This window comes from Clostridium sp. C8-1-8 (assembly GCF_009928445.1).
Taxonomy (GTDB): domain Bacteria; phylum Bacillota; class Clostridia; order Clostridiales; family Clostridiaceae; genus Clostridium_AR.
In genome coordinates this window covers 207,909-223,062 of the sequence record NZ_JAABNO010000002.1, presented here as the reverse complement: position 1 = coordinate 223,062, position 15,154 = coordinate 207,909, and the positions used below count along the sequence as shown (strand labels likewise).

The window sequence follows — 15,154 nt, the reverse complement described above, 5'->3', positions numbered from 1 at the left end:
ATATTAAACTTTTAAAGTATTATTAATATAAATATATAAAACTTTTACTTTTGAGGTGATTTTACATTGGATATAAAACAAATAAAATACTTTCTTACAATAGCGGAGGAAGGTCAAATTACTAATGCTGCAAAAAAACTTAATATGGCACAACCTCCTTTAAGTTATCAGTTAAAGATGCTTGAGCAAGAGCTTGGAGTTAAATTAGTTGAACGAGGAAGTCGCAAAATTCGTCTTACTGAAGCTGGTAAGCTATTAAAAATTAAAGGAGAAAAGATCTTAGAACTTGAAAAAGCAACTGTTATGCAAATAAAAGATTTAGGAGATAAGGCCATAAAGACACTTTCTATTGGAGTAGTTTCTTCTTCAGCATCAGCTTTACTACCTAGTCCAATAAATAAATTCCATGAGGATAATAAAGAAGTCAACTTTGAACTTTGGGAGGGAAACACTTATAGAATTTTAGAGATGTTAGAAAGTGAGCTTATAGAAGTAGGAATAGTTAGAACCCCTTTCAATATTGATGATTATCAATATAAGTATCTATCTTCTGAGCCCATGATAGCTGTTTTCAATGACAATTTTCTTAAATATAATCTTGATGATAAGCTTTCAATATCTGCTTTAGAGAAATTACCTCTAATTATATATCGACGCTTTGAATCACTTATCATGAAATGTTTTGATAATAATAATATAGAAGCTAATATAGTATGTAGATGTGATGACGCCCGTACTGCTCTTTTATGGGCCAATTCAGGTATAGGAATAACATTAGCACCCAAGACAGCAATAAATCTTGTAAATACCACAAACTTAAAATATGTAGAATTGACTGAAAGTAAATTAGAAACTAGAGTGACTGCAATTTGGTTAAAGAATAAGTACTTATCAAAGCAAGCTTATAACTTTTTAAGAACATTTGATAATAAATAAATATTTTTATTAGTAGCTATGATACCTCAAGTTTAATCTTCTTAATCTTGACAATAATACTAGTATAGATAATCCGCTTCAATCCTACATAATTTTTCAAACTCTTCTCATCTAATCTTATAGAAGAGGAGTTTGAAAATATTGATTTTATGGAGTGGCAAATATATAGTTTCGAGGTGAATATATGAAAATAAAAAGTTTTATTCCTCCAGATGTAATTCTTACTGTTGTTATTGGACTCATTGTATTATTAATTAGCAACTTTCTTCTTAAACTGTATTTTAGCTGAAATTCTTTCAGAAAAACCTACTTAATTAAAACATTTTCATTTCAATGTTATTTAGAATAATTAATATTCTTGCAATAGTAGCTTTTTTCTGGACTGCATTTTATTATTCTTTATAAATTTATATAGTATGAATTTCATTTTTAGCACAAATTTTCTTTTATTTCATATAACATTTAGTGTAAGATATATTCTTTTGGAGGAAATCATGTACACCGAGCAATACGAAATAAACGACGATTCTAGAAATGATGCATCTCAGATGAATTCTAATATGCAAGGCACAACTCAAGATACTTCTACCTATCAAGGTACAATGCAGGGAACCGAATATATAAGCTTTGGAAACAACCTAAGCCAAGTACCTTTTATTCCTAATCCATACTACCAAGGTAATGTTCAATTTAATTATCCAGATACAATGGGACAGATGATGCAAAATCCTATGTCTCCTATGAATACTACTGGTCAAGTTATGCCTGGTTCTATGTCACCTAATCCTTACATGGGCCAGACTATACCTGGTTCAACTATGTCGACTACAACACCTATGGGACAGATGATACCTGGCTCTATGTCACCTATGCCATATATGGGACAAATGCTTCCTGGTTGCCCAACACCTTACATGAGCCAAATGATGCCTGGTACTCCAATGACACCAGGATCACCTATGGGGCAGATGGCTCCTGGTTATAATATGACCACTCCTGGTTCACCTATGGGACAAATGACTCCTGGCTCTAATATGACTCCAGGTTCATCGATTGGTCAAATGACTCCTGGCTCTAATATGACTCCAGGCTCATCTATGGGTCAAATGACTCCTGGCTCTCAAATGGCTCCAGGAACTAATAGCGGACATACTCCTTCTACAAATCAAATGAGTGATGCTGAAGACGATTCCCAGCAAGTAATGGCAAAGCCATTCCATAATAACTGGGGATATCCAGGTTACGGATACCACTATGGATACAAGTATCCATATTATCAACCATATTACTATAACAATTATAATCCTGGATTTAATCCATTACCTTGGTTTTTACTAGGTTCCATACTTTAAAAGAATATAAGGCAGCTCAATAAACTTGAGTTGCCTATTTTTTTATGTTTTAGGAAATTATTTTTTATATAGAGCTAGGGATACGTATTTGTAGACACCTCAAATATAGATATGGGAAAAAAACAAAAAGGGAATTTATCAATTATAGCATAAATTCATCCTATAGTTTCATAAGCTTATAAATAGCGAAAGCATTAAAGGAATTTGGCATATTAAAAATTTGTGGTATAATATGCATAAGTCACTGCAACAAAAAAAGGAGAATTTTGCTATGCGTAAAAAAATTATTTGTATGATCCTAACATTAGTTATTCTATTTAGCTATAGCTTAACTGCAATAGCTTCAGATAATGATACGGAACAAACTATAGCAGAAAGTAAAAAGAGTTTTCAGCAGTTAGATGGTAAGATACAATCATTAAATTCTGAAATGGCTGGCATGAACATAGAGATAGATAAATTAACAAAAAAACTAGACGATAACAATAAAAATATACTTGAAACAGAAAAACAAATAGACGTAACTGAAACTAAGATGGAACAATATCGAAAAGAGATTGAATCAAATCAAAGTGTTTTAGACAGCCGTCTAAGAGGAATGTATAAAAGTGGTTTAGATAAAAATTACTTAGCCATATTATTAGGATCTTCTGGCCTAACTGATTTCCTAAATAAATTATCTGCTATAGAAAAAGTAGTATCTTTGGACAAGCAGTTAATCGATGAATTGAATTCCAAAAAGGAAGCTCTAAGAAAAACAGCTAATGATTTAAATAAGAAGAATGAAAGCCTTAAAACGTTAAAGAAAGAAACTGAGGCAAGTCTAAAAACTCTTAATGATAAGAAGCAAGAGGAACAGGCTTTAGCTGCGCAATTCGAAAAAGAAAAGGCGTCACTTGCTGCAGTTATTGAAGCCAATGAGACAAAATTAATATCACATTCAGTTAGTACTATAGATTCTGCTTCCCCATCAGAAGCAGACATAAGAAACGCCATATCTACACTTACTAGTTTATCAGCTCAAATAAGTACAGCTTCAGTGAAAGCTAAAGCTCAAAAATACATCGGATTAGGTAAAGATAAACTTTCTGCCATCTTGGCTAGTGCTACTATTTCTAGAGGGCAAACTTCTACTAATACAAGCGTACAGTACAAGACTTCCTATACTATGAGTGCTACAGCTTACACTGGTGGCGTATTTACTGCATTAGGTCTAAAACCAACTCATTCTTCAGATGGACTTAGTACTATAGCTGTTGATCCTAGTGTAATACCTCTTGGCTCAAAGGTATTCATTCCTGGATATGGAACTGCAATTGCTGCTGATACTGGTGGTGCAATAGTGGGAAATATTGTAGACTTATACTTTAATTCTTTGGATGAATGTAATTCTTGGGGAAGAAGAAATATTACTTTGTATATTGTAGCTTATCCTAACGAATGGTAGCTACTATAGAACTTTAAATTTTATATCTTCCTATCCAATAAAAATAACCACTTCAAATGATATTTTGCTTTGAAGTGGTTATTTTTATTAAAGATGTAATCCTTCAATCAGAAGCTTAGCATTTTAAATTTGCCACTGTTAAAGTACTGCGTTAAAATTGCGTGGTCAGTCATACCATGCTTTGATGAGCTTGTGCAAGGAATTAATATTATTTATTCACTATTGTTTTTGGGTCTACATATGGCAACTTTAGGCTCTCAGCTACAGCCTTGCAGGTTATATTTCCTTCATACGTATTTAAGCCTAAAAGTAGAGCCTCATCTTTTAAAATGGCGTGTTCCACTCCATTGTCTGCTATTTCTATTAGATATGGCAATGTGGCAGCTTCAAGTGCTAAAGTGGATGTTTTTGGTACAGCCCCTGGCATATTAGCTACAGAGTAGTGTATAACTCCGTACTTTTCATAGCAGGGATTATCATGAGTTGTAACTCTATCTATTGTCTCTATTGATCCCCCTTGGTCTATTGCAACATCCACTATTACAGATCCCTTTTTCATTGTCTTAACCATTTCTTTAGAAACTATCTTAGGCGCGCTTGCTCCAGCTACCAAAACTGCACCTATTAATAAATCAGCCTTTTCAACAGCCTTAGCTACATTATACTCATTACAAGTTAAGGTTGTTATCCTACCAAAAAATATATCATCTAAATAAGCTAATCTCTCATTACTTATATCCATTATAGTTACTCTAGCCCCTAAACCACATGCAATTTTGGCCGCATTAGTTCCGACGATACCACCACCAATTATAACAACCTCTCCTTGCATTACTCCTGGGACTCCTCCAAGTAATATACCTGATCCACCATTATATTTTTGTAATAGATTAGCACCTATTTGTACTGACATCCTACCTGCAATTTCGCTCATAGGTACAAGCAATGGAAGGCGTCCATTCTTAAGTTGCACTGTCTCATAGGCAATTCCTGTAATCTTCTTTTTTAATAAAGCCTCTGTCAATGGTTTATTAGGTGCTAAGTGAAGATAGGTATATAAGGTTTGTCCTGTTTTAAATAAATCATATTCCTCTTCAAGTGGCTCTTTAACCTTTACGATAACATCTGACTGATTAAACACATATTTTTTTTCCTCTATTACCTCTGCTCCAGCTCCCTTATAAAGCCAGTCTTCAAAGCCACTTCCTATGCCAGCGCCCTTCTCAACTAAGACCTTATGCCCCCTCTTAACAAGAACTTCTACTCCACTTGGAGTTAATCCTACTCTATTTTCATTATTTTTTATCTCCCTTACTAATCCAATAACCATTGTATCCCTCCTTAATTTTCAAAAAAAAAGTGTACAGAAGTAAAAATTATCTGTAACACCATTGTATTTTATGATATTTTATTGCAATAATATACCAATCTATTAGCTAATACTATATTATATTTTTTCTATCTAAATTTGATACTACTGTTCTTCAATCTTTGGTTATAAAAACTTATTACATTGGTTAAGTGCAGCATTTAGTATCGTGTTGGTTGAAATAACTTCATTATCTACTAAGTTTCCTTGCTTTTATTCAATTAGCATTAGAAGGTTATACCCTAATCTCTCCAATATCCTTCAAAATATCTTTTAACTCTGCCATAGCTATATCTCTATAAAAATATATTTTTATAAAGATATACCAATTCAAACTCAAATATATAATAAATAAAAATACCATCAACAGTAAAAAACTCCAAGTGTTTTTCAAGACTATAAAACTGACATATCTATTCTTCTGAGCAAACATACTACTTCAATCCTTAAACTCAAAATAAAGCTTACGAACAATTGCCGAAGCTTTATTTTTGTAGATTCCATTTTAAAGTAGTATTAGCTGGTCTATAGTAACAAATTAATAACTTAATCATATAATGTAATATAAGTGTAACCATTATATATAAAATATTTTTATGCCTTAGCATAATGATTAAACTGCCGATAAAGGAGAGATTCATATGGCATATGAACACTCAAAGAGACCTTATGACGACTATGAAGATTATGAAAATTCTTCGAACTTAGAAGGTAACTTTATACAACAAAGACATGATCATGAGTTTTTAGGAAGCACTAGGCTTGCAGAAGAAGGTGAAGAAAGGCATAATCACCGTTTCGCAGGAGTTACAGGACAAGCTATTCCTTGTGGTTCATCTCATGTTCATAAATTATATGTGAATACTGATTTTTTTGATCATTTTCATATCATAAGTATAACAACTGGTCCAGCAATAGACGTTGGAAATGGAAAGCATGTTCACTTGGTAAGAGGAGTAACAACCTCAAATGATGGCCATAGGCATAGCTTCATTTTTACAACTCTTATTGAAAGCCCTTTAACTAATTGCTAGTATTTTCTCAGTAATTTAATATATAAAATTCGCTAAAGAAGTACTTTTTAGCGAATTTTTTACTTATACATCCTTTATTAACGTATCATAATTTTTCTGCTTATATTAAGCTATATAAACTTTCTTTTATCCTTATATTTATAAAATCTAATTTAGTAATTATTAAAAAGCTAACTATAAACACAATAGAGCTTTTAATCATTATTAATCCTAATTAAGACAAACTTATGCACAAATCGACCACATTTTTTATATCATAGTACTATAGATATTATCTTATCTATAAATATATTTATGGAGAGGAAAAATAAGTATGTCTGAGTGTTATGAAAATAATTTATCTTTAACTGGTTATGATAACATTTTACCTAGCTATGACTATCTTCCTAATCCTTGCTGCCTACCAAGAATAAGAGGCGGACTTAGAAGTAATACTAGATTTAATTTCGGATCAATTATTCCTTTTGCATCAGGATTACCAGTAATTCTTACAACTTTGGTTACAGGATTAGCTGGTACAGTAAGCGCACTTGGTTTTGGTAGTTCTGCTACCGGTCTAACTGTGGCTGGTTTAACCATAGATCTTACTGGAGGTGCTGGTTTAGCTATAAATGAAGCTTTCTCAATGCCTCGAGACGGTGTTATAAGATCAATATCTGCTTTTTATAGTAATGTACTTGCTTTAGCTCTTGTTGGTACAACAGTAAATATCACCGCACAATTATACAGTGCTCCTCCTACAAGCAATATATTTACTGCTATACCAGGTGCTTCTGTTCAATTAGATCCACTTCCTGGAGTTCTAGCTATCGGTGGCACAAGTAGTGGTATAACTACTGGTCTTTCAATTCCTGTAGCCGCTGAAACTAGACTTCTTCTGGTATACTCAGCTACAACTACCGGAATTCCTGTTGTAGCAGCCGTAACAGGATATGCAAGTGCTGGTGTTTCAATTAGCTAGCAAATATTTATTAACCAATAAAGAATAAATTCTTATAAAAATGACCTAGAAGGCTTCCTTCTAGGTTTTATTTATAACTTTTTTCTGCATCTTTTTGCAAAATAAATACAAATAAAATATTCTAATTACCTAATGTTTTTTATTCTCTCTTCTATATATGAATATAAGTAAACTACTTATACTTTTATTGAAAGCCTTATTTAAAATAAAATTCCTTAAACTATAATTTTTTTGTATTTTTACATGAATTCTATCAATTTTGCCACTGTATATTTCTTATACCCTAGGAAATTATATTAAAGAGCATTCAATTTTATTGCTCCGCAGTGCTTCAACTGCATCCTTAATTCATATGTAAAGACTTATTGAGCGTTAATTAATAAGGGTACATATATAACAAATACTTTTAAAGGTTGGTGAGTTAAGAATGAATAATGTAATAGTAGATATTCCAAGAGATACTGATGTAAAAATATATTCAGTTGAGATTCCTAAGAACTTCAAATCAGGATATCAAGAATTTGAAGATGGAACAGCTCTCCTACTAGATGAAAACGAATATTTTCAATGGGCCTGGTACTACATAGGTCACAAAAAAGGTGAATTTGCTGTAGATTTTAATAATGTAGCCGGCTTTGCTCCAGTAACTGGTAACTGCTGTGAGTGGGATGTTCATAATAGAGTACCTTCAATTGGCAATGCTTTTTTTCACACCTATGGAGTTATGAGAGGTATAAACACTGTAAGAGTATTTGGTAATCATTCTTCAGATGAACCTTTACACGTAGCAGTTGGATATGTTGTTATAAAGAGTCAGATTTAATCAATGTATCATAACACTATTTCCGTTTAATAATATTATTTCAATATAAATTTGGTATTCGCATTATTTGCCAAAATATTCTTTGTTATTATAGTCAAAACTTCGCTAAAGAGTTTTCTTCAGCGAAGTTTTTTCTCATCTAACTTTGAAAATCTATATTCGAAAACTCTGATTATGTAATATTTTTTTCTTTAATATATCTTATAAAACATATATCCTACAAGAAACTTCCAAGTTGTAATTTTCTATAGTGTTCCTAACTTAAGTTTCGATATAGAAACCCTATATACATGTACCGCTTCATACTACACTTTATATTATCAAACTCTTTCTTAGAGTCTAGGGGAGCTTTCACAATAATCTTCTGATTGAAATGGTACATCTTTATAAATACTTCAGTATATTAACTTTTAACAATATAAATAAAATTATATATTTTTACCCTATATCTTTTGTTTTCTATTGTAAAACATCTTAAATAAGGGTTATAATATAAGCAGTTGCACACGTGTGCAAAATAATATTAATGAGGTGTCACTGTTATGGAAAACATAAGTTGTTTTTATTGCGAAAAGGATCAGAGATTAGATGACTTAATGATAAAAATCACTAAGTTAAGTGTTTCTACTTTATATTTATTTAAAGAGCAAACTTATAAAGGTAGATGTGTCGTTGCCTACGATAACCATATAAATGAATTATTTGAATTAAGTGATGAAGAACGTACTTCCTTTATGAAGGATGTAGCTATAGCTGCAAAAGCTATAAAAGATGCCTTTGGGGCTGATAAGATGAATCTTGGAGCATACTCAGACAAGCTTCCTCATCTTCATTTTCATATAGTTCCAAAGTATAAAGATGGTTACAGCTGGGGTGGAACTTTCGAAATGAACCCTGCGGCTAATCTTAAACTTAGTGATGCAGAATATGAAGAAGTAATAACTGCAATAAGAGAAAATTTATAGAAATATATATAAAAGCACTTAAGTTTATCACTTAAGCGCTTTTATATACTAAAACTATTTATTTGACTTATTTTTTACTTCCTGTCTCTCACTGCTATCTGTTCTTTTAGTGCCAATATTGGTTTTCTGCTTATTTTGTTCTTTAGGATTACTTTTAGATTTTGCCATGAATTTCACTCCCTTCAGAAATTATCTTTTCCTTTTAGAAGGGCAATATTCATTTGATATTTAGTTAGCTAATTGATGTACTTATCTACATTGCTCTTATCTACCTTTTCAAAAGGAACCCATATAAACTTACCATCAGTAGTAAGATTTTCTATACCAGATAAAGAATCTCCTGAGCCCATTTTTATAGCTGCTTTTACAGCACTTATACTTTGTCCCTTTGCAGACTGATAAACTGTAACTCCAAGACTTCCATTCTTAACTGCTTTCAATGCATCACTTGTAGCATCTACACCTAAAACTGGAACCGATGAAGGATCTATACGGTTCTCTATTAATGAATCCACTACTCCTAAGGCCATGGAGTCATTATTTGCAATTACACAATCAAACTTTTTTCCTGTAGATAAAAACACATTGAACATATCTTTAGCTTTTTGTCTACTCCAATCCGCGTTATCTTCAAAAACATATTCTGCATTTATCCCATTGTCTTTAAAAGTTTGTTTTACTGCATCTGATCTTCCTTTCGATGCATTATGTCCTTTTTCTCCTTTAAGAAGTACTACTTTTATATCATTTTTACCGCTAAAGTGATTAATAATATACTCTGCTTGAAGTTTTCCAGCAACTTCTTCATTAGAAGCTACGTAAATGTACTTATCTTTTTCCAACAACTTATCTTCAGGCTTACTATTCATAAATACTATAGGAACTCCTTTAGAGGCTCTTTCCAGTTCTAAGGTTGTACTAGGATTTACAGGTGCACATATTATAACATTATATCCACCAGAAACTGCTTCTTTCATATGTTCAACCTGAGTTTCTATTGATCCTTCTGCATCTTTTACTGTCATATCAATACTTTGACTCTCTGCATAACTTTTAGCATTTGAAACTATTAATTTACGATAATCATCAGATCCATCTGATATAGATAAGAGAATCTTAATCTTCTTATTCGAAGTTGCTGATTTATTCAAACTGCAGCCAGATAATATAACAAAAGTCATTATTATACTTAACAACACTGCCACTCTCTTCTTCATACTTCTCCCCCTTTTGAAATTCTTTCAGTTATATTTAACTAGTTTTTAATTATTCTTAATACTTCTTGTAGCTTTACTTTTAATTGTGATATATCAATGTTAAAATGTTTTGTATATAATTTACAGAGTTCTATAATTTAAAAATTTGAATCTGCTTACCAAGCTCTTCTGCAGTATCTGCAAGTTTATCCGCATCAGTAGCTACCTTTTCACTATTGCTAGTAATACTCTTAGCTTGAGAAACCATTACCTCAGAAGTGGCTAGTATTTCTTCTGCACTTGCAGCTTGCTCCTCTGATATAGCAGCTACTGATGCTGCAACTTCATCTAGATTACCAATCTTTTCAGTCATATCCTGAATCAAATTATTAGTTTCATTGATCATATCAAATATACTATCAAAGGTATCTGCTGTTCCACTTATTAAGAAACTACTTTCTGTTATATGTTCTGCACTTTCGTTGGCTTTCTTAACTGTGTCTAAAACCAATCCATTTATTTCATTTACAAGTGTTGATATATCATTAACAGATTCAGAACTTGTCTTTGCTAACTTTCCTATTTCCATAGCTACTACTGCAAAGCCCTTTCCAGCTTCACCAGCTCTTGCTGCTTCTATAGATGCATTTAGAGAAAGCAGATTTGTTTGCTCTGCGATATCTCCAATAACATGTATTATACTAGTAATTTCATTTGAAGATTTACCTACTTTGCTAATAGCCTGCTCAAGAGAAGAAATTGAATTTCTTATATTCTCCATAGCAGCATTAACCTTCTCCATGTCTTTGCGACCTTTTTCTGAAACATTAATTGTTTCTTTCATCTTTTCATTTACATTGGCACTATCATCTCTAGTAGTGGTAACTACAGTTGCTAAAGTCGTTGTATTTTCTGCAACTTCTCCTACAGAGCTTGCTAATTGATCTACCGTTTGATTTAGACTCTCCATAGATTGAGACTGAACCATAGATGAATCAAACATTTCTTTAGAAATAGTACTACTATCATCAGCCTGTACACTTAATTTTTGTGACATAACACTTATATTATTAATCATACTTCTCATAACTGTTATAAACTCTTTTACACTTTTAAGCATAACTGATATCTCATCATTGCCCTTTACCTCTACATCTACAGTAAAATCTCCATGTGTCATCGCTACTATGGTGTCTGTAAGCTTCCTAATTGGTTTAATTACAATCTGAACCACTCTCTCAACCAATCCAGTCAGAACAATAATAGATATAATAGCAATTATAATCATGAAAGTACGTAACTTTAGCAGTTCAGCCAATATAGACTTTTCAGGCACATATGATACTAGAATCCAGTCGGTCCCCTCTATTTGTTTAAAAGAAACCATATTCTTTTCGAGTTCAACTGAACTATATTGTTTTTTATCCAACCTTTGCCCAATAGCCTTAAGAAAGCTATCGCTACTTGCACTAAGCTTTGTTGAAATTAGCGAGCTATCCTCATAAGCTAAAATTGTCTCATCGCTTTTATTAACTAAAAGTGATTGAGCATTTTTCATTTCAGCTAATGAATTTACTATTATTGATATCTTGTCCAAAGAAAGATCTGCTGATAAAACCTTTATTTTACTGGAGTTATCATTAAGTATAGCTGATGCACTAATAATATTTTTACCCTGTTCATTAACATAAGGAGACCCTAAAGCCATATTTATTCTAGTAAGCCCTTGATTGTACCACAATGAACCTAATACATTCTTATTGGATATTGTAGATTTCTCTGCCTTTAGTAAATTTCCAGTAGAATCTCCAATATAAACACCTTCCGGAAAGTTACTATTATATCCGTAATATTTGTTTAATAAATTCTGTAACTGTCCATCATTTAGGTTCGAACTCTCAATCGAATGCTTCACCGCGCTAAAAGACGATAAATTCTCATTTAACCATGATTCAATCTGATTAGCCTGTTTTTTCGTAGATGTCTCTAATAAATCATTAGCAGAGTTAGTTATTATGCTATTTGATTTAGTATACGATATACCAATTAATAGTGAAACAGCTATAGCCATCATTGGTATTATGACTCCAAGTAATTTAACCTTAATAGAAATCTTGTGTTCCTTTTCTTTTTTTCTCATATAAATCTCCCTTCAACACTATTCGACAAGTTTCTATTATATTAATCGTATGTAAACATGTTTTTCTTTATATTTTTATTTAATTTAATTTTCAGCTCACTTAAATACCATATAAATACTTTTATGTAGCTAGAATCCACAAATCATAATTCAATTCCAAATTAACTCTATTTACATTGCTCAGTGTGATTTTTGCACACCTGCATTTTCTGACTATATTTGAAAAAACTCTGGTACCAGAATAATATTTCTTTTTTACTGTCTATACTAAAAAGCCGTTCTAAACCAGTAATATTTTTAGGTTAGCTAACAAAAAGTTTTATAACTGCTCCTAACAGTAAGAAAGAACCCCAATATGGTGGGGTTCTCAATTAGTTTTAATTCTATTTTAAGAATATTACCTTATGCTTTCTGCAGTAACTCCAACTTTTACGACTTCTAAATCCAGAGGCTTTATATCATTATCCTTCCAAGCTTCATAAAGTTCCTTTTTATTATTATCTCCTGCTAAAAAAGCAATACCACAATCTCCTCCACCAGCTCCAGAGGACTTTCCGCTACCAAACCTTTCAGCAATTAAGCATAATCTTTTCAGAGTTTCAGTTTCAATAGTTATCTTAGAAGCTTCTTCTAAGCCTTGCAGTGCTTTTCTGTTTTTATAAAGACTTTTTATTGCTTTTTTGCAATCTTTTCTCTCGAACCCATCTATCATTGCTTCAACAGCATTAAAACTTTCTGCTAAAAAGTAGTTGTATTCATCTGTATTATGCTGTTTAAAATTTTGAACACTCTTAATCATAGGTGCCGTTGATATAGGAGACTTTGTCCACCCCACCGCCAATTTAAGTTCTGGTGGTGGTAAAAGCTTCTTTATTGATAAGTTAGGCCACTTCTGATTTATTATATCTATTATCTTTTTATCTTGATGTAATTCATCTATCACCCATTGAGTTCTAAAAGATGAATACTCTAGCCACCCACCATAAACAGATGCCGCAATATCAGCTCCTGAGCCACTCTTTTGAGTTCTTAAATGAGCTATAGCAGAAAGTTTAAAAATCTGTTCCAAGGAAGGCTTATCTTTACTAATCCAATGAATACTCAATATAGCTGAAATAACTGAAACCACAATTGCAGCACTTGATCCTAGACCGTACTTTTCTCCAGTTGTAGTATCGTCAAGCTCACTATTAACCAATAATCTAAAAGGACGTATTTCTATGAAGTTTTCTTTTAAATATTGATTGGCTACAGCAATAGAATTTTCAATAAAGTTTAATCTAGTGTTTTCCTCACTAAACTTAACCTTTCCATCAATTATTTCCCAAGCAATATTCTCTAAACCAAGTTGAGGAAGAAACAGTTCATTCTTTTTAGAAGGTTCAATATGAATATTGACATAACGATTTACTGCTACTACAATAGCCTTTTGATTAGGCTCTAAGACGGCATACTCACCTGCAATCATTAATTTTCCTGGTACTTTCACATTATAGCTTGAATACTGCATAGACTTCCTCCCTTCAAACTTCAAAATTTATAAACCTAATTTTCATATATTTAAGCAAGTTTTATAGACCAGCCAGTTTTGTAACTATCCATGGTGCTGAGTATAATATCATAAACTGAACGCCATAGTTAACTCCTAGACGATACAATACTCCACCAACTATTCCTATAAGAAGAACACCTCCAACATTAATTAAACCTGCATCCATGTAAGCAAGTAATATAACTAAGCTAAAGAATAGACCAAGCATGGCTTCGTGTGGAATCTTCTTAAATACAAAAGCACAAATTTGTTGTGAATATTTAACTGTAACATAATAAGTGATACATAATGCTACAACCGCTCCAATTATAGTAGCCCATATAAAATCTGAATTACTTAATAAGTGATGCATATTGTTCTTCAATGTGTATACTGGAGGAGCATTGAATAATGGGTTTGCAGGACCTAGTGCCATTGGTGACAAAGGAATACCTAGCGCAATAAGCGGAATCAAGGTTCCTGAAATATATGTTGCATGGGCCAAAGCTTCCATACAGGAAATAGCTAGAGATGCTTTTTCTACCGGATCCTTTGTACGACTAGAAAACAGCTCTCCTAAAAAAGTAGTAAGCCCTACAGGACTTAAAATAAAGGTTAGTGATCCAATTATAGATGTCAAAGCACTATAAGCAGTTTCTTTTTTAGTTAATATCTTAAATGGGTTAGGAACAGACTTAATTTCTTCACCCTTTTTAAAGTATATAGCCTTTTTATCAAATCTTTCGAGACCATCCCTCTTGTTTTTATTTAAAAGCTCAAACAATGTCAAGATAACAGGTCCAATTGTAATTCCTAAGAAAATAGATGTAGATACATTAGTTCCCTTTGGAACTGCTCCTGTCCCCCAATACAAATGACGAAGGCCTTGTATCAATAAAGCAAAGGGTACTATTGAAACCAGTGATACCCATTTACTCTTACTCATCAAAGCTAGGAATATAGCACCAACAAAAAATACTATGTCTCCATATTGCTTAATGGTAGTGGAAAATGGTATTAGTGCCTGTGCTAACAGTAAGCTCACAGGAACTGATACTATTGTACCAATAATGGAACCTGAAGCCATTTTCCTAATGCTTGTGTCTGTAAGCCCAAACTTTTTTAGCACCATTGCATGCTCTATCATAGGAGTAGACATTACGCCGGCAGGAATTCCTGCTATAGAAACCGGGATAGCATCTGTTAATTTACTTGCTACAATTGCTGAAATGAAAAAGGATAAAATTACTGCAGGATGTAAACCTGATAAGACAAGAACCAAAGTTACCGGCGCAATTGTTGCCGTTTCATCAGTACCAGGTGCTGCCCCAATTATTGTATATAAAATAGCTGCTACAACAGCTGAAAGAATCATCTGTAAAATCAATGTAGTAGTCATG

12 protein-coding genes are annotated in these 15,154 nt (G+C 32.4%); 7 read left to right on the top strand and 5 right to left on the bottom strand.

Features of this window, described 5'->3' with window-relative positions; genetic code table 11:
- The first annotated feature begins 66 nt into the window (after nucleotides 1–66).
- The 3 genes from GXK57_RS02755 to GXK57_RS26815 all read left to right on the top strand — a co-directional run bounded on the left by GXK57_RS02755 (nucleotide 67) and on the right by GXK57_RS26815 (nucleotide 3,735).
- The gene (locus GXK57_RS02755) at nucleotides 67–936 is read left to right on the top strand and encodes a LysR family transcriptional regulator (RefSeq protein WP_160671073.1); all 870 of its coding nucleotides are present in this window, start codon (nucleotides 67–69) and stop codon (nucleotides 934–936) included.
- Nucleotides 937–1,430: 494 nt separating this feature from the next.
- The gene (locus GXK57_RS02750) at nucleotides 1,431–2,288 is read left to right on the top strand and encodes a hypothetical protein (protein ID WP_160671070.1); all 858 of its coding nucleotides are present in this window, start codon (nucleotides 1,431–1,433) and stop codon (nucleotides 2,286–2,288) included.
- A gap of 271 nt (nucleotides 2,289–2,559) precedes the next feature.
- On the top strand, nucleotides 2,560–3,735 hold the full coding sequence (locus GXK57_RS26815) for a 3D domain-containing protein (protein ID WP_160671067.1): 1,176 nt from the start codon (nucleotides 2,560–2,562) through the stop codon (nucleotides 3,733–3,735).
- A gap of 208 nt (nucleotides 3,736–3,943) precedes the next feature.
- Here the strand turns inward: GXK57_RS26815 and ald are convergent, their stop codons facing one another.
- A complete protein-coding gene (ald, locus tag GXK57_RS02740) occupies nucleotides 3,944–5,065 on the bottom strand; it encodes an alanine dehydrogenase (RefSeq protein ID WP_160671064.1) in 1,122 nt (373 codons plus the stop codon).
- A 680-nt stretch (nucleotides 5,066–5,745) separates the two neighbouring features.
- Between ald and GXK57_RS02735 the strand changes: the two genes are divergently transcribed.
- From GXK57_RS02735 to GXK57_RS02720, 4 genes are all read left to right on the top strand, one after another.
- On the top strand, nucleotides 5,746–6,138 hold the full coding sequence (locus tag GXK57_RS02735) for a YmaF family protein (protein ID WP_160671061.1): 393 nt from the start codon (nucleotides 5,746–5,748) through the stop codon (nucleotides 6,136–6,138).
- A gap of 313 nt (nucleotides 6,139–6,451) precedes the next feature.
- Complete coding sequence (locus tag GXK57_RS02730; RefSeq protein WP_160671058.1) at nucleotides 6,452–7,099, top strand: exosporium glycoprotein BclB-related protein; 648 nt, start codon at nucleotides 6,452–6,454, stop codon at nucleotides 7,097–7,099.
- Between the two features lie 427 nt (nucleotides 7,100–7,526).
- Nucleotides 7,527–7,922 carry a hypothetical protein gene (locus GXK57_RS02725; protein ID WP_160671055.1) on the top strand — a complete coding sequence of 132 codons (396 nt, stop codon included), beginning with the start codon at nucleotides 7,527–7,529 and terminating at the stop codon, nucleotides 7,920–7,922.
- A 542-nt stretch (nucleotides 7,923–8,464) separates the two neighbouring features.
- Complete coding sequence (locus GXK57_RS02720) at nucleotides 8,465–8,887, top strand: HIT family protein (protein WP_160671052.1); 423 nt, start codon at nucleotides 8,465–8,467, stop codon at nucleotides 8,885–8,887.
- 236 nt (nucleotides 8,888–9,123) lie between these two features.
- On the opposite strand, the gene GXK57_RS02715 is transcribed toward GXK57_RS02720, so the two are convergent.
- From GXK57_RS02715 to GXK57_RS02700, 4 genes are all read right to left on the bottom strand, one after another.
- Entirely contained in the window at nucleotides 9,124–10,104 is a 981-nt protein-coding gene (locus tag GXK57_RS02715) for a substrate-binding domain-containing protein (protein WP_160671049.1), read from the bottom strand.
- A 130-nt stretch (nucleotides 10,105–10,234) separates the two neighbouring features.
- On the bottom strand, nucleotides 10,235–12,223 hold the full coding sequence (locus GXK57_RS02710) for a methyl-accepting chemotaxis protein (RefSeq protein ID WP_160671046.1): 1,989 nt from the start codon (nucleotides 12,221–12,223) through the stop codon (nucleotides 10,235–10,237).
- Nucleotides 12,224–12,620: 397 nt separating this feature from the next.
- A complete protein-coding gene (locus GXK57_RS02705) occupies nucleotides 12,621–13,733 on the bottom strand; it encodes a phosphomevalonate kinase (RefSeq protein WP_160671043.1) in 1,113 nt (370 codons plus the stop codon).
- 61 nt (nucleotides 13,734–13,794) lie between these two features.
- On the bottom strand, nucleotides 13,795–15,153 hold the full coding sequence (locus GXK57_RS02700) for a tripartite tricarboxylate transporter permease (protein ID WP_160671040.1): 1,359 nt from the start codon (nucleotides 15,151–15,153) through the stop codon (nucleotides 13,795–13,797).
- Nucleotide 15,154: the final 1 nt, after the last annotated feature.

What these genes read in the sequence shown, in the direction of transcription:
- GXK57_RS02750 (WP_160671070.1), top strand. Translation starts at nt 1,431, where the DNA reads ATGTACACCGAGCAATACGAAATAAACGACGATTCTAGAAATGATGCA.
- GXK57_RS26815 (WP_160671067.1), top strand. Translation starts at nt 2,560, where the DNA reads ATGCGTAAAAAAATTATTTGTATGATCCTAACATTAGTTATTCTATTT.
- ald (WP_160671064.1), bottom strand. Translation starts at nt 5,065, where the DNA reads ATGGTTATTGGATTAGTAAGGGAGATAAAAAATAATGAAAATAGAGTA.
- GXK57_RS02735 (WP_160671061.1), top strand. Translation starts at nt 5,746, where the DNA reads ATGGCATATGAACACTCAAAGAGACCTTATGACGACTATGAAGATTAT.
- GXK57_RS02730 (WP_160671058.1), top strand. Translation starts at nt 6,452, where the DNA reads ATGTCTGAGTGTTATGAAAATAATTTATCTTTAACTGGTTATGATAAC.
- GXK57_RS02725 (WP_160671055.1), top strand. Translation starts at nt 7,527, where the DNA reads ATGAATAATGTAATAGTAGATATTCCAAGAGATACTGATGTAAAAATA.
- GXK57_RS02720 (WP_160671052.1), top strand. Translation starts at nt 8,465, where the DNA reads ATGGAAAACATAAGTTGTTTTTATTGCGAAAAGGATCAGAGATTAGAT.
- GXK57_RS02715 (WP_160671049.1), bottom strand. Translation starts at nt 10,104, where the DNA reads ATGAAGAAGAGAGTGGCAGTGTTGTTAAGTATAATAATGACTTTTGTT.
- GXK57_RS02710 (WP_160671046.1), bottom strand. Translation starts at nt 12,223, where the DNA reads ATGAGAAAAAAAGAAAAGGAACACAAGATTTCTATTAAGGTTAAATTA.
- GXK57_RS02705 (WP_160671043.1), bottom strand. Translation starts at nt 13,733, where the DNA reads ATGCAGTATTCAAGCTATAATGTGAAAGTACCAGGAAAATTAATGATT.
- GXK57_RS02700 (WP_160671040.1), bottom strand. Translation starts at nt 15,153, where the DNA reads ATGACTACTACATTGATTTTACAGATGATTCTTTCAGCTGTTGTAGCA.